Source organism: Polaribacter batillariae (genome assembly GCF_017498485.1).
Classification (GTDB): domain Bacteria; phylum Bacteroidota; class Bacteroidia; order Flavobacteriales; family Flavobacteriaceae; genus Polaribacter; species Polaribacter batillariae.
In genome coordinates this window covers 1738064-1763696 of record NZ_CP071795.1, presented here as the reverse complement: position 1 = coordinate 1763696, position 25633 = coordinate 1738064, and the positions used below count along the sequence as shown (strand labels likewise).

General features: G+C 37.7%; 1 protein-coding gene. It reads left to right on the top strand.

From position 1 onward, the window contains the following. The first annotated feature begins 8 nt into the window (after positions 1-8). Positions 9-25616 (top strand): cadherin-like domain-containing protein, encoded by a 25608-nt coding sequence (locus tag JL193_RS07560; protein ID WP_207973202.1) that lies wholly within the window; start codon positions 9-11, stop codon positions 25614-25616. Positions 25617-25633: the final 17 nt, after the last annotated feature.

Here is a 25633-nt window from a genome sequence, read left to right as displayed (position 1 = left end):
TGAAAAAAATGCACACAATTTTCAACTTAAAAGATAAAACCCCGAAACTGGCAAGAAAATTTTTCCTTGTTTTGGCAATTGGACTTTTATCAAGTTTTTCTTACGCCCAAGGTGTAAACATTATTGTAAATGCCACAACACCTAATGGTAGCGACAATGTTGGAGATACTATAGAATATACAGCATCTGTTATAAATACAGGAGGTACAGCATTAAATGCAGTAACATTTACATCTTCTTTAGGAACCACCATGACTTTAGATAGTGGAGATACAAACAGCAACGCTATTTTAGATGTAAACGAATGTTGGATTTATAAAGGCATACATACAATTACAGCAGCAGAAATTACAGCAACAAAAATAGACAATACATTTTCTGTAAATGCAACAGAGTTAACAAGTGTGCAAACTTTTATGCATACAGAAAATGTACACGAAGACGATATCTCTTTTGCAAGTGTAATAGCAATAAATGATATAGATGCTGTAAATGACGATTTTTCTGCAACAGTTATCAACGGTATTACTGGAGGTGCATCTGGTGATATTACAACTAACGATTTATTAAATGGCGTAGCTGTTACAGACGCAGATATAAATATTACAATCGAAAATAATGCTGGCTTAACAGGAGTTACTGTAGATGCAAGCGGAAATATTAGTGTGCCAGCAAACTCAGCAACAGGAACTTATACCATAACTTATAAAATTTGCGAAAAAGTAAACACAACAAATTGCGATACTGCAACAGTAATTATTAAGGTTGATGGCGATACAGATGGCGATGGCGTTTTAGACTCTGTTGACAAATGTCCAGGTTTTGATGATAATGCAGATAATGATAACGATGGAGTAGCAGATGGTTGTGATTTAGACGACGATAACGATGGAATTTTAGATACAGCAGAAAACGCTACGAGCGGAAATCCTTTTTTAGACACAAATAACAACGGAATTTTAGACTATAAAGATCCAGCACTACCAGGCTTTATCGATGCAAATTCAGATAATATCGATGATCGATACGACATCGATCAAGATGGAAAAATAGATCAATTCGATACAGATTCAGATGGAGATGGTTGTAACGATGTTATAGAAGCAGGTCATAAAGAAAGTGCAACAAACCCAGGTGAAGTTAGCGGAACAGGTTACAATGCTACAGATGGTAGAGTAACAGGTTTTACAACGGCTTATACAGGAACAAACGCGAACGTTTCTTCGGCAGGTACAGCACCAACAATTACAGCACAACCACCAAACAGAAATATTATTGTTGGAGGCACTACTACCTTTTCTGTAACTACAGATGGTACTGTTTTTAAATGGGAATTAAGTACAGATGGTGGTACCATTTATAACACTATTTTAAATGGAGGTGTTTATAGTGGAGCAACTACAAATACACTAACAATTACAGGAGTTACAGCTGCGCAAAATAACTATAAATTTAGGGTAATTGTTTCTAAGACAGATTATGTTTGTCCGGTGACTTCAAATGCAGGAACACTAACAACATTTACAAACGATCCTCCAGTAGCAAGTAGTAATACCATTACGGTAAATGAAGAAAGTACAGACACACCTTTAGGTTTAACGGCTCCAACAGATCCAGATGGAAACACATTAACAATTACAGTTACAGGTTTACCAACATTAGGTGTAGTAAAAAAAGCAAATGGAGATGTTGTTACAAACGGAGCCACCTTAACACCAGCAGAAGTTGCAGGTTTAAAATACGATGCACCAACAAGTTACGATGGTGTTGCAGACCCAGGAGATTTTACATACACAGTTTCAGATGGCATTGCACCAGCAGTAACAGGAACTGCAGATATTACAGTTACAGCAGTAAACGATTTACCAGTAGCAGTGGGCGAATCTGGAACAGCTTTAGAAGACAATCCAATTACATTAACAACAATTGGTGCTAATGATACAGACGAAGATGGCAACGTAGTTCCATCAACAATTATTTTAATAGATCCAACAAATGCTGCAAACACAGGTAAAACAGGAACACCTCTAGTAATTACAGGAAAAGGAACCTATACAGTAGATGCAGCAGGAACTGTTGTTTTTACGCCAGAAGCAAATTTTAACGGAACAGCAGATATTAAATATACCATTAAAGACAATAGTGGTTTTGCTTCAAACGAAGCAACTCTAGGCTTTACAATTACACCAGTAAACGACGCACCAGTTGCAGTGGCAGATGTAAACGCTACAACAGAAAACACAACACTAACAGTTACAGCAGCAAACGGAGTGTTAAATAACGATACAGATGTAGATACAGCCACAATTTTAAATGTAACCACATTTACAGTTGCTGGAAGTGCAACAACCTATACAGCAGATAATTCAGCAACCAATACAGCAACCAATACAGCAACAATTTCTGGAGTTGGTTCATTAAAATTAAATGCAGATGGTAGCTATGTATTTACACCAGATACAGGTTATTTTGGTCCAGTTCCAGTAGTTACGTATAATATTACTGATAATAATCCAGGAACTCCAGGTACAGCTTCATCAACATTAACAATCACTGTAAATCCAGATTCCGATAACGATGGTGTTGCAGATATTGTAGATTTAGATTCAGACAACGATGGTATCTTAGATGTTGCAGAAGGTTTTGGAACAGATCCAACTGCAGATGCAGATAACGATGGTACACCAAACTATTTAGATCCAGATTCAGGAACATTAGATGGAAACGGAATAGCAGCAGGATTTGATTTTGATGGTGATGGCATTCCAAACCACTTAGACTTAGACTCAGATAACGATGGAATTCCAGATGTTATTGAAGCAGGATATGCAGATGCCAATAACGATGGTATTGCAGACGCAGCAGCAGTTAGCGTTGGTGCAAACGGTTTTGCAGACGGTTTAGAAACTGCAGCAGAAAGTGGTATCGCAGCAAACAACCCAATTAACACAGATGCAAGTTCAGATAGTATTGCAGGTCTTTTTAACTTTTTAGACAGAGACTCAGACAACGATGGTATATCAGATACCGAAGAAGCATTCTCTAACAATGCAACATATAACGATACAAATAACGATGGTATTATAGATGGTTTTATAGACGCAGACAACAATGGTTGGCATGACACAATTGATGCAGAAGTAACTTTTCCAACATTCTTAAATTCAGATACAGATTCACTACCAAACTATTTAGATTTAGATTCAGACGGAGATGGTCTTCCAGATACTTTCGAAGGAAACTTTCAAGTGACAGATGGAGACAATAATGGTATTGTAGGAACAGGAATTCCTGTAGATACAGACAACGACGGTTTAGCAGACACAAACGATCCAGATGCTGCAGGAAATATTTTAGGAGGCTTTGGCTTCAACCAAGATAGAGATGGAGATGGTGTAAAAAATTATTTAGATATCGATATCGATAATGATGGTATTATAGACAATATCGAAGGACAATCAACAACACTTTATGTAGCACCTTTAGGAGTTGATACCGATAACGATGGTATAGATGATGCATATGACGTAGATAATGGTGGTGCAGGTATTGGATATACCAATACAGATGGAGGTTCTGCACCAGATTATGCAGATACAGATTCAGAAAATGATGGAATTTTAGATATTTCAGAAAATAATATAGACGACTCAATTGATGCTATTTTAGATGTAGATAATAATGGAATAATAGACCCAGCAAATTTTGTAGATGCAGATGGAGATGGTTTAGCAGATATTTTTGACTTAGTTTCTGGAACAGGAACTGCAAATAATGGAACCAATGGTAACCAAACACCTTCTTCACAACCAGATATAGATCCAACAGGAGGTGATAGAGATTTTCGTGAAGCCTCTACACAAGATAATGATGGAGATGGTATTAACGATACAGTAGATTTAGATGATGATAATGACGGAATTTTAGATACAGATGAAGACTTAAACTTGGATATGGATAACGATCCAAGAACAAACCCATCAGATTCAGATGGAGATGGTATTCCAAATTATTTCGATTTAGATTCAGATGGAGATGGAATTACAGATTACACAGAAGCAGGAGGTACCAATGACCCAGATGGAAATGGACAACCAGAAACAGGAGTTTTAGACAGCACAAAAGTAAACTCTTTAGGAATTCCTTTAGACGTATCTCCAGATACCACTACTGCAGGTACAAGTACAACTTCTAATTTAACAAATGCAGATACAGATTTAGATGGTATTAAAAACTTCTTAGATTTAGATTCAGATAATGATGGTATTGCAGATGTTATAGAAGCAGGAGGTATAGATCCAGATGGTGATGGAGAATATGGTGCAGGTACTGCAAACGATTCAGATTCAGATGGTTTAGCAGATGCCTTAGACCCTTATGATGATAGAGATGGAAATGTAAATACAGCATTAGGAGGTACACCAATAGTTCCTGTAAATTCAGATTCAGATAGCAATCCAAACTATTTAGATTTAGACTCAGATAACGATACCATTCCAGATAACATAGAAGCACAATCAACAACTGGTTATATTGCGCCATCAGGTTCAGATACAGACAAAGATGGTTTAGATAATGCATACGATACTACAAATGGTGGTACAGCATTAAACCCTGTAAATACAGATGGTACAGACAATCCAGATTACTTAGACTTAGATTCCGACAACGATTTAATAAAAGACATCGTAGAATTTGGCAATGCAACAGCAGATACAGATGGAGATGGTACAACCAATAATACTGTAGGTATAAACGGTTTAGACAATAGTTTTGACTCAGCAGATGATTACGTAGATGTAAATGGTAGTTTAGACAATACGCAAGCAGATAATTCTCCAGATGAAGACAACGACGTTGCTTCGGGTGGAGATGTAGATTTTAGAGATATAGCAGATGCAGACAAAGATGGTATTGCAGATGCAATTGATTTAGATGATGATAATGACGGAATTTTAGATACTGCAGAAACTCCTGGAAATGTAAATCCAGATGCAGATTCAGACAATGATGGAACTCCAGACTACAAAGACCCAGACGTTGGTACTTTAAATGCAAACGGAATTGTAACCACTTTCGATACAGATGGAGATGGAATTCCAAATCACCAAGATACAGATTCAGATAACGATTCTTGTCCAGATGTTACAGAAGCTGGGCATATAGTAAGTACAACAAAACCAGGAGAAGTTGCAGGTACAGGGTATGGAGCAGATGGTAAAGTAACAGGTTTTACAACAGCATACTCAGGCACAAATACAAATGTAACTACAGCAGGAACCCCTGTTGTAATTAGTACACAACCATCAAACCAAACAGGCTTTATTGCAGGTTCTGCTACATTTAATGTGGTTTCTACAGGTACAGTTTTCCAATGGCAAGAAAGCACAGATGGTGGCACCATTTTTACAGACATTACAAATGGGGGCAATTACGCAGGAGCAACCACAAACGAGTTAACAATATCAAACTTAACAACTGCACAAAACGGATATAAATATCAAGTAATTATTTCTAAAACAGATTATGCTTGTACTATCACTTCAACTCCATCAGCAACTTTAACCGTTAATAATAACCCACCAGTTGCAGTAGATGATTTAAATAATAGTACAAATGAAGATACTCCAATTACAGTAAGTACTATTGGAGCAAATGATACAGATGTAGAAGACACAACTCCAGATGCATCAACAATTACATTAATAGACCCAAATAATGCATCAAATACAGGAAAAACAGGAACTCCTTTAGTAATTGCAAACGTTGGTACATATACAGTAGATCCATTAGGAAATGTAACCTTTACACCCGTTTTAAATTTCAATGGAGATGCAGATATAAAATATACAATTAAAGATAGTAATAACAATATTTCAAACGAAGCAAATATAGATATTGCTGTTACAGATGTAAATGATGCACCAGTTGCAAATAACGATTCTTCCACAGGTTTAGAAGGAGCAGTTCAAACACTAACGACTATTGGAGCAAATGATACAGATGTAGATGGAACCATAGATCCAACAACAATTATTTTAATTGATCCAAGTAATCCTGCAAATACAGGAACATCAGGAACACCTTTAGTAATAGCAAATGTTGGTACTTATACAGTAAATGGTGCAGGAACAGTTGTTTTTACACCTTTAGAAAACTTTAATGGTGCTGCAGATATTTTATATACCGTAAAAGACAATGACGGTTTGGTTTCTAACCAAGCTACATTAGATATTAGTGTAACTCCAGTAAACGATGCACCAGTTGCACAGCCAGATTCTGGATCAACAACAGAAGATGTTACACTAAATGTATTAGCGGTAGATGGGTTATTAAATAATGATGTCGATGTAGATGCAAACCCACTAAGCATTACTCAATTTGTAGTAAATGGAACAACAGTTCCTGTAAACCCTACTTCAGGAGGAAGCACTACAATTGCAGGAACAGGAACATTAACCATAAACACAGATGGTAGTTATGCTTTTGTACCAGCTGCAAATTTTAATGGTGCAGTACCTCAAGTGACTTATACAGTAAGCGATGGCACAAATTCGGTAAATTCAACTTTAAACATTACAGTAACCCCAGTAAACGATGCTCCAGTATTGGTAGCAGACACGAATTCAACAAACGAAGATGTTACCTTAACAGTAACAGGCGCCAATGGAGTGTTACAAAATGATACAGATGTAGATGCAGGAACAACGTTAACCGTTTCTAGCTTTACCATTGCAGGAGTTGCAGGCAGCACCAATGCAGGCGACCCAGCAGTTACGATACCAAATGTAGGAACTTTCCAAATGAATGCAGATGGAGGTTATGTTTTCGCACCCGCAAAAGACTATGTAGGGCCAGTTCCAGTAATTACCTATACAGCCACAGACGGAACTACCTCAGAAACAAGTACCTTAACAATCACAATCAATCCACAAAACGATGCTCCAGTAGCAGAAGATGATGTGGCTTCTGTAGATGAAGACCAACCTTTAAATGTCGATAAAGCAAATGGATTGATTGATACAAACGATTCAGATGTAGATGGCGACACTTTAAGTATCACTCAATTTGTAGTTGGCGGAACAACAGTACCAGTAAGCCCAACAACACCAGGAGTAAGAGCCATACCTAATGTAGGAACGATTACAGTAAATGCAGATGGTAGTTATAGCTTTGTACCCGTAGCAGACTTTAACGGCACCGTTCCAGAGATTACCTACACAGTAAGCGATGGCACAAATACCGACAATGCGAAATTAAACATTACAGTAACCCCAGTAAACGATGCTCCAGTATTGGTAGCAGACACGAATTCAACAAACGAAGATGTTACCTTAACAGTAACAGGCGCCAATGGAGTGTTACAAAATGATACAGATGTAGATGCAGGAACAACGTTAACCGTTTCTAGCTTTACCATTGCAGGAGTTGCAGGCAGCACCAATGCAGGCGACCCAGCAGTTACGATACCAAATGTAGGAACTTTCCAAATGAATGCAGATGGAGGTTATGTTTTCGCACCAGCAAAAGACTATGTAGGGCCAGTTCCAGTAATTACCTATACAGCCACAGACGGAACTACCTCAGAAACAAGTACCTTAACAATCACAATCAATCCACAAAACGATGCTCCAGTAGCAGAAGATGATGTGGCTTCTGTAGATGAAGACCAGCCTTTAAATGTCGATAAAGCAAATGGATTGATTGATACAAACGATTCAGATGTAGATGGCGACACCTTAAGTATCACTCAATTTGTAGTTGGCGGAACAACAGTACCAGTAAGCCCAACAACACCAGGAGTAAGAGCCATACCTAATGTAGGAACGATTACAGTAAATGCAGATGGTAGTTATAGTTTTGTACCCGTAGCAGACTTTAACGGCACCGTTCCAGAGATTACCTACACAGTAAGCGATGGCACAAATTCGGTAAATTCAACTTTAAACATTACAGTAACCCCAGTAAACGATGCTCCAGTATTGGTAGCAGACACGAATTCAACAAACGAAGATGTTACCTTAACAGTAACAGGTGCGAATGGAGTGTTACAAAATGATACAGATGTAGATGCAGGAACAACGTTAACTGTTTCTAGCTTTACCATTGCAGGAGTTGCAGGCAGCACCAATGCAGGCGACCCAGCAGTTACGATTCCAAATGTAGGAACTTTCCAAATGAATGCAGATGGAGGTTATGTTTTCGCACCCGCAAAAGACTATGTAGGGCCAGTTCCAGTAATTACCTATACAGCCACAGACGGAACTACCTCAGAAACAAGTACCTTAACGATCACAATCAATCCACAAAACGATGCTCCAGTAGCAGAAGATGATGTGGCTTCTGTAGATGAAGACCAACCTTTAAATGTCGATAAAGCAAATGGATTGATTGATACAAACGATTCAGATGTAGATGGCGACACCTTAAGTATCACTCAATTTGTAGTTGGCGGAACAACAGTACCAGTAAGCCCAACAACACCAGGAGTAAGAGCCATACCTAATGTAGGAACGATTACAGTAAATGCAGATGGTAGTTATAGTTTTGTACCCGTAGCAGACTTTAACGGCACCGTTCCAGAGATTACCTACACAGTAAGCGATGGCACAAATACCGACAATGCGAAATTAAACATTACAGTAACCCCAGTAAACGATGCTCCAGTATTGGTAGCAGACACGAATTCAACAAACGAAGATGTTACCTTAACAGTAACAGGCGCCAATGGAGTGTTACAAAATGATACAGATGTAGATGCAGGAACAACGTTAACCGTTTCTAGCTTTACCATTGCAGGAGTTGCAGGCAGCACCAATGCAGGCGACCCAGCAGTTACGATACCAAATGTAGGAACTTTCCAAATGAATGCAGATGGAGGTTATGTTTTCGCACCCGCAAAAGACTATGTAGGGCCAGTTCCAGTAATTACCTATACAGCCACAGACGGAACTAGCTCAGAAACAAGTACCTTAACGATCACAATCAATCCACAAAACGATGCTCCAGTAGCAGAAGATGATGTGGCTTCTGTAGATGAAGACCAACCTTTAAATGTCGATAAAGCAAATGGATTGATTGATACAAACGATTCAGATGTAGATGGCGACACTTTAAGTATCACTCAATTTGTAGTTGGCGGAACAACAGTACCAGTAAGCCCAACAACACCAGGAGTAAGAGCCATACCTAATGTAGGAACGATTACAGTAAATGCAGATGGTAGTTATAGTTTTGTACCCGTAGCAGACTTTAACGGCACCGTTCCAGAGATTACCTACACAGTAAGCGATGGCACAAATACCGACAATGCGAAATTAAACATTACAGTAACCCCAGTAAACGATGCTCCAGTTGCCACAAACGATATAGCTGGTACAGATCCAGGGGTTGCTATAGACATTCCTGTTTTAACAAACGACAATGATTTGGATGGCGACACCATTACAGTAAGTAGTATTACTGTGCAACCAACCAATGGAACAGCAACTATAAATGCAGATGGAACAGTAAAATATACTCCAAATGCAGGATTTAATAATGGTACAGATAGCTTTACTTATGAAATTTCTGATGGAAATGGAGGAACAGACACAGCAGTTGTAAATGTTACAGTGCCTATTTCGCCTTTTCCACCAGTTGCAAACCCAGATACAAATTCGGTAAATGAAGACACAACTTTAACAGTTACAGCAGCAAATGGAATTCTTAAAAACGATACAGATGGTAACTTAGATCCTTTAAAAGTAGTAAACTATACAATTGCAGGAATTCCAGGTACAAAAACAATTGGTACAGTTACAAGCATTCCAAATGTTGGTTCAATAAAAATTAACGAAGATGGTAGTTACGAATTTATTCCAGTAGCAAACTTTAATGGGGCAATTCCAGAAATCACCTACACAGTTACAGACAGTTCTGGTTTAACAACAAACGATACAAGTACATTAAATATTACTGTAAATCCAACAAACGATGCTCCAGTAGCAGTAGCAGATACCAATACAACACCAGAAGATACTAAATTAATAGTTACAGCAGCAAATGGTGTTCTTAAGAACGATTCAGATTTAGATGGAGCAATAAGCGTTAAAGAGTTCGAAATCAATGGGACAACTTACCCAGCAGGTACAGCAGTTACTTTAACAGAAGGAGTATTTACATTATTATCAGATGGTAGTTACACTTTTACACCCACTACAAATTTTAATGGAAATGTACCAGAAGTAACTTATACAATGACGGATGGAACAATAGATGTAGATGCGACTTTAAATCTTTCAGTCACTCCAGTTAACGATCCACCAGTAGCAGTAGATAATTTAGGAAATGTTGCAAATGAAGACAATCCTGTAACAATTGCAGCAATTGGAACCAACGATACAGACGATGGAACAGTAGATCCATCAACAGTAAGATTAATAGATCCTAATGATGCATCAAATTTTGGAGATTCTAATACACCATTAGTAATTTCTGGAGTAGGAACGTACACCGTAAATGCAAATGGAGATGTAGTATTTACTCCAGTTGCAAACTTTAATGGTTCTGCAAATATTAAATATACTATTAAAGATAACGATGGAGTAACTTCAGCAAACCAAGCAACTATTGGTATTACAATTACACCAACAAACGATGTTCCAGTAGCAGTAGCAGATACAAATACAGTAAATGAAGGAGCTACTTTAACTGTTACAGCTGCAAACGGTGTTCTTAAAAACGACTCAGATATAGATGGAAATCCAATAACAGTAACTCAAATTACTATTGGCGGAACTTCTTATCCAGCAGGAACTACTGTAACAATTACAGAAGGAACTTTAGTTGTAAAATCAGATGGTAGTTACACATTTACTCCAGCAGGAGATTTCAATGGAGATTTTCCACAAGTTACATACACAGTTTCAGATGGAACAACAACGACAACAGCTACTTTAGATATTAAAGTAAATCCTGTTAACGATAGACCAGTTGCTAGCCCAGATACAAATACAACAAACGAAGATGTTTTATTAACAGTTACAGCAGCAAATGGAATTCTTAAAAACGATTCAGACGTAGATAACGACCCGTTAATGGTTACAGGTTATACTGTAAATGGTGCAACCAGAACTATTGGAACAGATGTAGTTTTAACAGAAGGAACCTTAAAAATAAATGCAGATGGTAGTTATACTTTTCAACCAGCTTTAAATTTCAATGGAGATGTACCCCAAGTTACTTACACCGTTTCAGATGGTAATTTATCTACAACAAGTACCTTAGATATTAAGGTAAATCCAATTAACGATGCGCCAACAGCAGTTCCAGATACAAATACTGTTGCAGAAGATGTTACCTTAACAGTAACAACTGCAAACGGGGTTCTTAAAAATGATTCCGATATAGATATGGATGCCTTAACAGTTACTAAATTTACTGTTGGAGGAACCACCTATAATCCAGGAGATACAGCACCATTAACAGAAGGTTCAATCAAATTAAATTCAGATGGTAGTTATTCATTTACACCAGCAGCGAATTTTAATGGCACTGTTCCAACGATTACTTACACAGTTTCAGATGGTGTAAACACCTCAAATACAACCTTAAAAATTACGGTAACTCCAGTAAACGATGCACCAGATTTAGTTGCAGACACAAATACAACAACAGAAGATACACAACTAACAGTTGCCGCAGCAAACGGAGTTCTTAAAAATGATACAGATAAAGAGAACAATACAATCTCTGTAACAAAATTTACAGTTGGCGGTACAGATTTTACAGCAGGAACTACAGCAACTTTAACAGAAGGTACTTTAAGATTAAATGCAGATGGTAGTTATGTATTTACACCAGCACCAAACTTTAATGGAGCGTATCCACAAGTTACTTACACAGCAACAGATGGTACAGATACTGCAACATCTACATTAAATATTAATGTAACACCAGTAAACGATTCGCCAGTAGCATTAACAGATACAAATGCTACAAACGAAGACACACAATTAGATGTAACAGCAGCTAATGGATTATTAAAGAATGATACAGATCCTGAAAACGATCCATTAACAGTAACACAATTTACAGTGGGCGGAAATACATTTACAGCAGGAACCCCAGCAACAATTGCAGAAGGAGTTGTAAAAATTAATTCTGATGGTAGTTACACATTCATACCAGCCACCAATTATAATGGACCAGTTCCTGTAATTAATTATACCATAACAGATGGTACAAGTACAACTAACAGCACCTTAAGATTAACTGTAAATACCGTTAATGATGCCCCAACAGCAGTTGCAGATACAAACACAACTACAGAAGATGTAACATTAACAGTTGCACCAGCAAACGGAGTTCTTAAAAATGACTCGGATATAGATGGAGATGCGATTAATGTTTCAGGATTTACAGTTGACGGAACTTCTTATTTGGCAGGAGAAACAGCTACAACAGCAGCAGGAACTATCAAACTAGATTCAAATGGAGGTTATACTTACGTTCCAGCACCAAATTTTAATGGAAACATTCCACAAGTAACCTATACAATTACAGATGGTATTTTAACAGCATCTACAACATTAAATATTAACGTAACACCAGTTAACGACGTTCCAGTAGCAGTAGCAGATACAAATTCTACAGACGAAGATGTCGCATTAAATGTTGCTGCCGCAAGCGGATTATTAAACAACGATTCAGATCCAGAAGGAGATGCAATTTCAGTAACCAGGTTTACAATCAACGGAACAGTTTATACAGCAGGAACATCTGCAACAATTGCAGAAGGTGTTATAAAAGTAAATGCAGATGGTAGTTATTCATTTACCCCAGCATTAAACTATAATGGAGCAGTACCAGTTGTAAACTATACAATTTCAGATGGTTCTAATACTGCAAATAGCACATTAACACTTACGATAAACCCTATTAATGATGCCCCAACTGCAGTAGCAGATACAAATACAACCCTAGAAGATGTAACATTAACAGTTACAGGAGCAAATGGAGTTTTAAAGAACGATTCAGATATAGATGGTAATTCAATTACAGTATCGCAATTCGAAGTAGGAGGAACAACTGTTACTGCAGGAAACCCTATTACAATTACAGAAGGAACAATTACAATTAATACAGATGGTGGTTACGTATTTGCACCAGCAGCAAACTTTAATGGAACCGTACCAACAGTTACATATACAGTTTCCGACGGAACAATTGATGTTGCAACATCAACATTAATTATTACAGTAACACCAACTAACGATACACCAACATTAGTGGCAGATACAAATACAACACCAGAAGACACTGCATTATCAGTAAATGCAGCATCTGGAGTTTTAGCCAATGATATAGATATAGATGGAGATGCAGTTACCGTATCTAAATTTACAGTTGGAGGAACAACTTATAATGCAGGTCAAACAGCAACAATTCCTTCTGGAACGATTCAATTAAATGCAGATGGTAGTTACGATTATACTCCAGCATTAAACTTTAATGGAGCCGTACCAACGGTTACATACACAGCAACAGATGGCGTTAACACAGCAAATAGCACATTAAAAATTACGGTAAGTCCAGTTAACGATAACCCAGTAGCGATTGACGATACTTCATCTACAGACCCTAATGTTGCAGTAAATATACCAGTATTAACAAACGATTCAGACTTAGACGGAGATACATTATCTATTACTGCAATTACAGTTGGTCCTACAAAAGGTACTGCTGTTATTTTTGATAATGGAACTCCAGGAGATACTTCCGATGATGTTGTAACCTATACACCTCAAGCAGGATTCAACAATGGAACAGATACATTTACATACGAAATTTCCGATGGAAATGGAGGAACAGATACTGCAGTAGTAACAATTACAGTACCACAATCTGCATTTTCTCCAGTAGCAAATCCAGATACAAACATAACAGACGAAGAAGTAACTTTAACAGTTGCAGATGGAGCCGCAAAAAGTTTAATTAAAAATGATACAGATGCAAATTTAAATCCTCTAACTGTAACTCAATTTGTAGCAGGAGGAACAACGTATGCTGCAGGAGCAACTGCAAATCTTCCAGAGGGAGATTTAACAATTAATGCAGGTGGTGGATATGTTTTTGTACCAACGCCAAACTTTAATGGAGTTGTACCAGCAGTAAACTATACAATTACAGATGGTCAAGGAACACCAAATGCAAGCAGTACATTAACAATTACAGTAAATCCAATTAACGATGCACCAGTAGCAAATCCAGATGTAAAAACAACTTTAGAAGACACAACACTAACGGTTAGTGCTGCAGACGGATTGTTAGATAACGATACAGATATAGATGGAGATATACTTTCAGTAAAAGAATTTACTATTAATGGAACAACGTATGCAGTTGGGGTTGCAGTTAATTTACCAGAAGGCTCATTAACAATAAATTCTGATGGTAGTTACAAATTTGTGCCTACACCAAATTCAACAGCAAACCTACCACAAGTAACTTACACAATTACAGATGGAACAATAGATACGGTTACAAGCACTTTAGACATTTCAGTAACCAGCGTAAACGATGCGCCAGTAGCAGTAGATGATTTAGGAAACACAACAAACGAAGATACAGATTTAGTCGTAGCAACTATTGGAGGAAATGATACAGACGATGATGCAATAAATCCAGCCACTGTAACTTTAATAGATCCTAGCAATCCTGCTAATACCGGAAACTCTACAACATCATTAGTAATTACTGGAGTTGGAACTTATACCGTAGATAATTTAGGAAACGTAACCTTTGACCCAGTAGATAATTACAATGGCCCAGCAAATGTAAATTACACAGTACAAGATAACGACCCAACAACACCATTAACCTCTAATGTTGCAACCATCGGAATTACAGTAACTTCTGTAAATGATATTCCAGTAGTACAAAACGAAACAAATTCAACACCAGAAGATACACAGTTGGTAGTTTCTGGAGCAAGTACAGATGGATTGCTAAATAACGATACAGATTTAGATGGAGATCCATTAACAATTTCAACTTTTACGATAGATGGAGATGCTACTGTATATAATGCAGGAACTACAGCAATGTTAACAGAAGGAACATTAAAAGTATTAGCAGATGGAGGATATATATTTACACCAGTAGCTAATTTTAATGGAACAGTGCCTCAAATAGCTTATAATGTTACAGATGGCAATATTGTAACACCAATTGCTGCAACCTTAGACATTACAGTAACACCAATAAACGATGCACCAGTAGCAGTAAATGATTTAGGAAACACAACAAATGAAGATACAGATTTAATCGTAGCAACTATTGGAGGAAATGATACAGACGATGGCGCAATAAATCCAGCCACTGTAACTTTAATAGACCCTAGCAATCCTGCTAATACCGGAAACTCTACAACATCATTAGTAATTACTGGAGTTGGAACTTATACCGTAGATAATTTAGGAAACGTAACATTTGACCCAGTAGATAATTACAATGGACCAGCAAATGTAAATTATACAATACAAGATAACGACCCAACAACACCATTAACCTCTAATGTTGCAACCATCGGAATTACAGTAACTTCTGTAAATGATATTCCAGTAGTACAAAACGAAACAAATTCAACACCAGAAGATACACAGTTGGTAGTTTCTGGAGTAAGTACAGATGGATTGCTAAATAACGATACAGATTTAGATGGAGATCCATTAACAATTTCAACATTTGTAGCAGAAGGAACTACTTATAATGTAGGAGACACAGCAGTTTTAAATGATGGCACCTTAAAAATCAACTCAGATGGTAGCTATATATTTACTCCAAACACAAACTTTAATGGAGTAATTCCAACAGTAATTTATAATGTTACAGATGGAACAGATACAGTTGCAGGAGAATTAGACATTTCAGTAACCAGCGTAAACGATGCGCCAGTAGCAGTAGATGATTTAGGAAACACAACAAACGAAGATACAGATTTAGTCGTAGCAACTATTGGAGGAAATGATACAGACGATGGCGCAATAAATCCAGCCACTGTAACTTTAATAGACCCTAGCAATTCTGCTAATACCGGAAACTCTACAACATCATTAGTAATTACTGGAGTTGGAACTTATTCCGTAGATAATTTAGGAAACGTAACCTTTGACCCAGCAGATAATTACAATGGCCCAGCAAATGTAAATTACACAGTACAAGATAACGACCCAACAACACCATTAACCTCTAATGTTGCAACCATCGGAATTACAGTAACAGATGTAAATGATGCACCTATTGTTGCAGATGAAACAACTACAAACTTAATTTTTGAAGACACACCTTACAATGAACCTGCAGCATCTGGATTGTTAATTAATGATTCAGATACAGATGGAGATGCTTTATCTATCTCGACATATGTGGTCGATGGCAATACATACAATGCTGGCGAATCTGCGAATTTAACAGAAGGAACCTTAAAAATTAATACAGATGGTAGTTATACATTTACACCAGCATTAAATTACTTTGGTCCAGTACCTCCAATAACCTATAATGTTTCTGATGGTACAGCAACCACTCCAGCATCTTTAACTATTGCTGTAGTGCCAGTAAACGATCCACCAGTAGCAGTAGCAGATAAAAATACTACAAATGAAGATACAGTATTAACCGTATCTGAAGCAAATGGTATTTTAGCCAACGATTCAGATATTGAAAATGATGCTTTAACAGTTACAGCATTAATGGTAAATGGAAGTCTAGCAACAGTGGGAACTCCAATCAATTTAACAGAAGGAGTATTAACAATACAATCGAATGGTAGTTATGTATTTGCACCAGCAGCAAACTTTAACGGAGCTGTACCAACAGTAACTTATACAGTAAGCGATGGAACAGATACAACAACAAGCACCTTAAACATTACTGTTACCCCAGTAAACGATGTGCCAGTTGCAGCTGCAGATACAAACACTACACCAGAAGATGTAGCAATTACTGTAAATGCAGCAAACGGATTGTTAAACAACGATTCAGATCCAGAAAATAATTCGTTAACTGTTACAAGTTTTACAGTTGGTGGAACAACCTATGTCGCTGGAAATACGGTTAGTTTAGCAGAAGGTTCTTTAGTAATAAATTCTAATGGTAGCTACACGTTTACACCAGCTACAAATTATAATGGAACTGTACCAACAGTATCCTATACTTTAAGTGATGGAACAAATACAGCAAATAGTACATTAGATATTACAGTAACCCCAATAAACGATGCACCAGTAGCAACAGACGATATTTCATCTACAGACCCAGGAGTTTCAGTAATTATTCCTGTGTTACCAAATGATATGGATTTAGATGGAGATACACTAACAATTGCCAACATTGTAACACCACCAGCAAATGGAACAGTTACAATAAACCCAGATGGCACAATTACTTATACTCCAAACCCAGGCTTTAACACAGGTACAGATGTATTTGTATATCAAGTTTGCGATGGTAATGGATTATGTGATACAGCAACAGTTTCTGTGAAAGTTCCAAAATCGTTATTACCTCCAGTAGCAAATCCAGATGTAAGATTTACATCAGAAGACGTAACGTTAACGGTAGCAGCTTCCAACGGATTGTTAAATAACGATACAGATGCAAATCCGGGAGAAACCTTAACAGTAACTAAATTCCAAATAAACGGAACAAGTTACAATGCAGGAGATACTGCAACAATTGCAGAAGGTACAATTACAATAAATGCAGATGGTAGTTATACATATGTACCTACAGCAAATTATAACGGTTCAGTGCCAGTTGTTAACTATACAATTTCAGACGGTACAGGAACAGCACCCGCATCAAGCACATTAACAATAACAGTTTCAGGAGTAAACGATGCACCAGTTGCGCTTCCAGATACAAATACAACACCAGAAGACACACAACTAAGTGTTTCTGCGACAAATGGTTTAATTAATAACGATACAGATGCAGATGGAACTCCATTAACATTAACTCAATTTGTTGTAAATGGAATTACAAACACTGCAGGAACAACAATTACCTTAACAGAAGGTGCTTTAACTGTAAATGGAGATGGTAGTTATACATTTAACCCAGCAATGGATTATGTTGGACCTGTACCACAAGTAACCTATACAGTTACAGACGGTGTAGAAAATGTAACAAGTACCTTAGACATTACTGTAACAGGAGTTAATGACGCTCCAGTTGCAGTAAATGACTCAGCTACAACTTTAGAAGACACACCTGTAACAATTCCTACAATTACAGGAAATGATACTGACGATAATACTGTAGATCCTTCAACAGTAGTTTTAATTGATCCAAATAATCCTGCAAATACAGGAAACTCTTCTACACCACTAGTTATATCAGGTGTGGGGACTTATACAGTAGATAATTTAGGAAATGTAACATTTACACCAGAACCAAACTTTAATGGATCTGCAGATGTAAATTATACTGTAGAAGATAACGACGGATTAGTATCGGAGACACCTGCGAAAATTAGCATTACAGTTACACCAGTAAACGATGCACCAAATGTAGTGGCAGATGTAAACTCAACAACAGAAGATACTCCATTAACAGTATCATCTGCAAACGGAGTTTTAACAAACGATTCAGATGTAGAAGGTACTCTATTAACTGTGTTAGAATTTACAATTAACGGAACAGATTACCCAGCAGGTACAACAGCAACAATTGCAGAAGGAACTTTAGTAATAAATGCAGATGGTAGTTATACCTACACACCAGCCTTAGACTATGTAGGTTCTGTACCTCAAGTTACTTACACAGTTTCAGATGGAATTAACAATTCGAGCACCACTTTAGATATTACAGTTACCGGTCAAAATGATGCACCAGTTGCAGTAGATGATAGCGAAACAACTGTTCAAAATACACCAGTTACAGTTGCAACAATTGGAGGAAATGATACAGATACAGATGGAACAGTAAATCCATCAACAATTGTATTAATAGATCCAAACAATCCTGCAAATACAGGAGATTCAACAACACTATTAGTAGTTTCAGGACAAGGAACATACACAGTAGATACTGCTGGTAATGTAACATTTACTCCAGAAGCAACATTTACAGGAGTTGCAGAAATCAACTACACAATAAAAGACGATGCAGGCTTAAATTCTAATATAGCTAAAGTTACTATTACTGTTCAATCAGATAACGATGGAGATGGCATCATAGATATTGTAGATTTAGATGATGATAATGATGGTGTTCCAGATACCGTAGAAAATGGAGGAGACGATTCTTTAAAAGATACAGATAACGATGGCATTCCAGATTACAAAGACACAGACAACATCACTAAAGATGATAATAACGATGGCATAGACGATAAATACGATTCAGATGGAGATGGTATTATAGATCAATTCGATCTTGATGGAGATAATGATGGCATTCCAGATATAGTAGAAGGTGGTGGTACAGATACAGATGGAGATGGTAAAGTTGATAATTTTACAGACACCAACAACGATGGTTTAGATGATAACATTGCAACGACACCATTAACCACGCCAGATACAGATGGAGATGGGGTACCAAACTATCAAGATATCGATTCAGATAACGACGGAATTATAGATAATATCGAAGGCCAAGATCCAGCAAATTACATAGCTCCTTCAGGAGTAGATACAGACAAAGATGGTATAGACGATGCTTACGATGCAGATTGTACACCTTGTGGTTCTGTAACAGGAACACCAATAAGTACTCCAGCAAATTCAGATTCAGATACAATACCTAACTATTTAGATATTGATGCTGATAACGACGGAATTGTAGATAATATCGAGTGGCAAACAACCTCAGGATACATCGCACCAGGAGTAGATACAGATGGAAACGGATTAGCAGATGTTTACGAAACAATGCCAGGCTCTGGTATTCCAATTCGCAACCCTGTAAATACAGATGGTACAGATACACCAGATTATACAGATACAGATTCTGATGGAGATGGAGTATTAGACACTGTTGAAGCTTATGATACAGATGGCGATAATGTAGCAGAACCAGGTAAAGTATTTACAGGAGTAGATACAGATAACGATGGTTTAGATGATGCATTTGATTTAAATTCAGGAGGCTCAACAGATCCAAACGGTCCATCAAATAACAACCAAGATGTAACAGCATTCCCTAACGATCAAGACCCAGGAACTGCAGAAGTAGATTTTAGAGATAAAGTAACATTTGGAGTATTAGTAGATACAGATGGAGATGGTATTACAGATGATATTGATATTGATGACGATAACGATGGTATTATAGACGTAGTAGAATCGTTAGGTTTCGAACCATCAGCAAATGCAAACGATCCAAATTGTATTTTACCGAATGTAAGTTTTAGAAACCCAATTTATATCGCAGGAACAGGAGTATCAGGCTCAGGTTCAGTAGGAGCAAAATACCGTTTCGAAAATGTAATAGATGTAACAGGCTTTGGAGGTACAGGAGGTATTTTAGATGCAATTGTCGAAATTACAGACATCCAAGGAGGAGCATCTTTAATCTCTATTGATAACTCTACAACCGGTAATCCAGATGCATGGCAGCCAGAATACACAGTGCCAACACCAACAGGTAATAAAGCAGAAATGGCATTTAAAGTTATTTTAGTAAACGACAACACCAACACGTTATATAATATTAGCAGATTTAGTGGAGTTATTTACGATATAGATGGCGCAAATGCAAGAGAATCTGTAATTTTATCAAGACCAGGTTTGTATGCAGTAGATAACGAAACATTACTAAATGTTACAGACAACCCTGCCACAGGTTTAGTTACCTTCCAAGGACCAGATGACACCTATTCAGGAGTAGATTTATCTCCAAGATTGGCAACATTCTTTGGGTATTACAACTCAGCTTCATTTAATATTCGTTTCTCTGCAGAATTATTATCTGCAACTTCGAATACCAATTTAGGATCAGTATTATTTTCGGGATGTGCCATCAATGGTTTATTTGATGCTTCTAACACAACATCTGCAACAGCATCACAAACCAATGGCGTATCATTGCCTTCAGGTCCTGGAACATTCCCAGTATTTACAGTAAATGATGGAATTGATAGCGATGGAGATGGCAAATCAGACGATAAAGATATCGATTCAGATAACGATGGTATTCCAGATAACGTAGAAGCACAAGTAACAGGTTCAGGGTATATCGCGCCAAACGTTGGTATTGTAGATTCAGATAACGACGGTTTATTAGACGCTTATGATGATAATGCTGTAATTAGCGGATTATCAACCGTAGATACAGATGGAGACAAAATACCAGATTATTTAGATACAGATTCAGATAATGACGGAATTGATGATACTAAAGAAGCAGGTTTTGTAAAATCAACAGCAAATAACGACGCAGATAGAGATGGTTTATTAGATGCATACGATGATGTGCCAACAATCGGAACTTTATTCGATGTAAACGACGATCAAAATGGAGGCGCATCAGATTTACCTAATTTAGACAATCCAAGCAACCCAGAAGTTGACTTCAGAGAAATTAAAGATAATGATGGTGATGGCGTTCCAGATTCTGTAGATTTAGACGACGATAACGATGGTATTCCAGACACAGTAGAACAAAATGGAAACCCTAACAGAGATACAGATGGCGATGGCATTCCAGATCATTTAGATGTAGATTCAGATGGCGATGGCGTAAATGACCTAACAGAATCAGGTTTCGGTCAAACAGATTTAAATAATGATGGTATAATCGATGGTTCAGATACTGGTTCAGGTCCAAATGGTTTATTCGATTTAATTGAAACAACACCAGAAAGTGGAGCAACAAAAGACTCTCCAAAGGATACAGACAAAGATGGCACACCAGACTTCCAAGACATAGACGATGATGGCGATGGCGTTCCAACTGCAGAAGAAGACGTTGTAAATGTTAATGGAGATCCTCAAGATGATGATACAGACAACGATGGTATTCCAAACTATTTAGATACAGATGATGATAATGATGGCGTTCCAACAAAAGATGAAGACAACAACAATAATGGAGATTTTACAGATGATGATGATAACAACGATGGTACACCAGACTATTTAGATCCTTTAGATACAGATAATGATGGAATTCCAGATAGCGAAGACCCAGATGACGATAATGATGGAACTTTAGATGGAGACGATCCAAACCCATTAGTACCAATAGTAATTGGAGATGTATTAACCGTTGTAGAAGGAGTTCCAGGAGTTGTAAACGTTTTAACGAATGACGATTACGAGCCAGGAGCAAACACCACAATTACAGATGCAGGAACAGGAACTGCTACAGGAGTTGTAACATTCGATCCATCAACAGGAGAAATGACGTACACCCCAGCAGCAGGCGAAGAAGGCACAACAATAACTGTAGATTATACAGTTTGTAATACAGCAGTAACCCCTGCAGTATGTAAAACAGCCACTGTAACGATCACAGTTCAGCCAGACAACGATGGTGATGGAGATCCAGACGTAACAGATCCAGACGATGATAACGATGGCAATCCAGACATTACAGATACTGATAATCCATTAGTACCAACAGTAATTGGAGATGTATTAACCGTTGTAGAAGGAGTTCCAGGAGTTGTAAACGTTTTAGCGAATGACGATTACGAGCCAGGAGCAAACACCACAATTACAGATGCAGGAACAGGAACTGCTACAGGAGTTGTAACATTCAATCCATCAACAGGAGAAATGACGTACACCCCAGCAGCAGGCGAAGAAGGCACAACAGTAACTGTAGATTATACAGTTTGTAATACAGCAGTAACCCCTGCAGTATGTAAAACAGCGACAGTTACAATTACAGTTGCAGGAGATAGCGATGGCGATGGTATTCCAGACGCAGTAGATTTAGATGACGATAACGATGGTATTCCAGACCTTGTAGAACAAAATGGAGATCCAAATAGAGATACAGATGGCGATGGCATTCCAGATCATTTAGATGTAGATTCAGATGGCGATGGTGTAAACGATGTTATCGAGTCTGGAAGTGGAGCATTAGACCAAGATAACGATGGTGTTATCGATGGTGCAGACACAGGTTCAGGTCCAAACGGATTATTTGATGGAGTAGAAGACACACCAGAAAGTGGTTCTATAAATTACACTCCAATGGATACAGATAATGATGGCACACCAGATTTCCAAGACATAGACGATGATGGCGATGGAGTTCCAACAGAATTCGAAGATGTTGTAAATGTAAATGGAGACCCTAGAGACGATGATACAGATAACGACGGTATTCCAAACTATTTAGATACAGATGATGATAATGATGGCGTTCCAACAAAAGATGAAGACAACAACAATAATGGAGACTTTACAGATGATGATGATAACAACGATGGTACACCAGACTATTTAGATCCTTTAGATACAGATAATGATGGAATTCCAGATAGCGAAGACCCAGATGACGATAATGATGGAACTTTAGATGGAGACGATCCAAACCCATTAGTACCAACAGTAATTGGAGATGTATTAACCGTTGTAGAAGGAGTTCCAGGAGTTGTAAACGTTTTAACGAATGACGATTACGAGCCAGGAGCAAACACCACAATTACAGATGCAGGAACAGGAACTGCTACAGGAGTTGTAACATTCGATCCATCAACAGGAGAAATGACGTACACCCCAGCAGCAGGCGAAGAAGGCACAACAGTAACTGTAGATTATACAGTTTGTAATACAGCAGTAACCCCTGCAGTATGTAAAACAGCCACTGTAACGATCACAGTTCAGCCAGATAACGATGGTGATGGAGATCCAGACGTAACAGATCCAGATGACGATAATGATGGAACTTTAGATGGAGACGATCCAAACCCATTAGTACCAACAGTAAATGGAGATGTATTAACTGTAACAGTAGAAACACCAGGAGTTGTAAACGTTTTAACGAATGACGATTACGAGCCAGGACCAAACATTACAATTACAGATGCAGGAACAGGAACCGCAAGAGGTTTTGTAAGCTTCAATCCGTTAACAGGAGAAATGACCTACATTCCAATATCAGGTGAAGAAGGCACAACAGTAACTGTAGATTATACAGTTTGTAATACAGCAGTAACCCCTGCAGTATGTAAAACAGCGACAGTTACAATTACAGTTGCAGGAGATAGCGATGGCGATGGTATTCCAGACGCAGTAGATTTAGATGACGATAACGATGGTATTCCAGACCTTGTAGAACAAAATGGAGATCCAAATAGAGATACAGATGGCGATGGCATTCCAGATCATTTAGATGTAGATTCAGATGGCGATGGTGTAAACGATGTTATCGAGTCTGGAAGTGGAGCATTAGACCAAGATAACGATGGTGTTATCGATGGTGCAGACACAGGTTCAGGTCCAAACGGATTATTTGATGGAGTAGAAGACACACCAGAAAGTGGTTCTATAAATTACACTCCAATGGATACAGATAATGATGGGACACCAGATTTCCAAGATACAGATGATGATGGAGATGGAGTTCCAACAGAATTCGAAGATGTTGTAAATGTAAATGGAGACCCTAGAGACGATGATACAGATAACGACGGTATTCCAAACTATCTAGATACAGACGATGATGGAGATGGAGTTTTAACAGAAAACGAAGACGTAGATGTTGTTAATGGAAACCCTGAAGATGATGATACAGATAACGATGGCATTCCAAATTATCTAGATATAGACGACGATGGCGATGGAATAAATACCAAAGACGAAGACAATAATAACAATGGAAGTTTCACAGATGATGATGAAGATAATGATGGCATTCCAGATTATTTAGATAATGATGATACAGATGGCGATGGAGTTCCAGATACTATAGATTTAGACGACGATAACGACGGTATTCCAGATGTAGTTGAAAACGGAGGAGACAATACGTTAGATACAGATAACGATGGCATTCCAGATCATTTAGATTTAGATTCAGATGGCGATGGTATTACAGACCTTCAAGAATCAGGTTCAGGAGCACCAGATGCAGATAGCGATGGAGTTATTGATGGTTCAGACACAGAATCTGGAGCGAACGGATTGTTCGATAATTTAGAAACATCTAAAGACAGTGGAACTATTAACTACAATATTAGAGATACAGATGGCGATGGTAAGAGAGATTTCCAAGATATAGATGATGATGGAGATGGAGTACTTACAAAAGACGAGTTTATGTTAGACTGCGATACAGATAATATTCCAGACCACTTAGACATTACGAATTGCGACTTAATTCCAAATGCATTCTCTCCAAATGGCGATGGTGTTAACGATACTTTTGTAATTCCAGCATTATCTAAATACCCTAACTTTAAGTTAGAGATTTATAACAGATGGGGGAATCAAGTATATGATTACGAAAACAAAGGTAAAACAAGTCCAGATTGGTGGAATGGTTATTCAACAGGAAGATTAACGTTAAACGATAGCAAACCAGTACCAGTAGGAACCTATTACTACATCATATATTTTAACGATGGATCAAGAAAACCAATAACAGGATGGGTATATTTAAACAGATAATAAAGATAAAGGCAAAA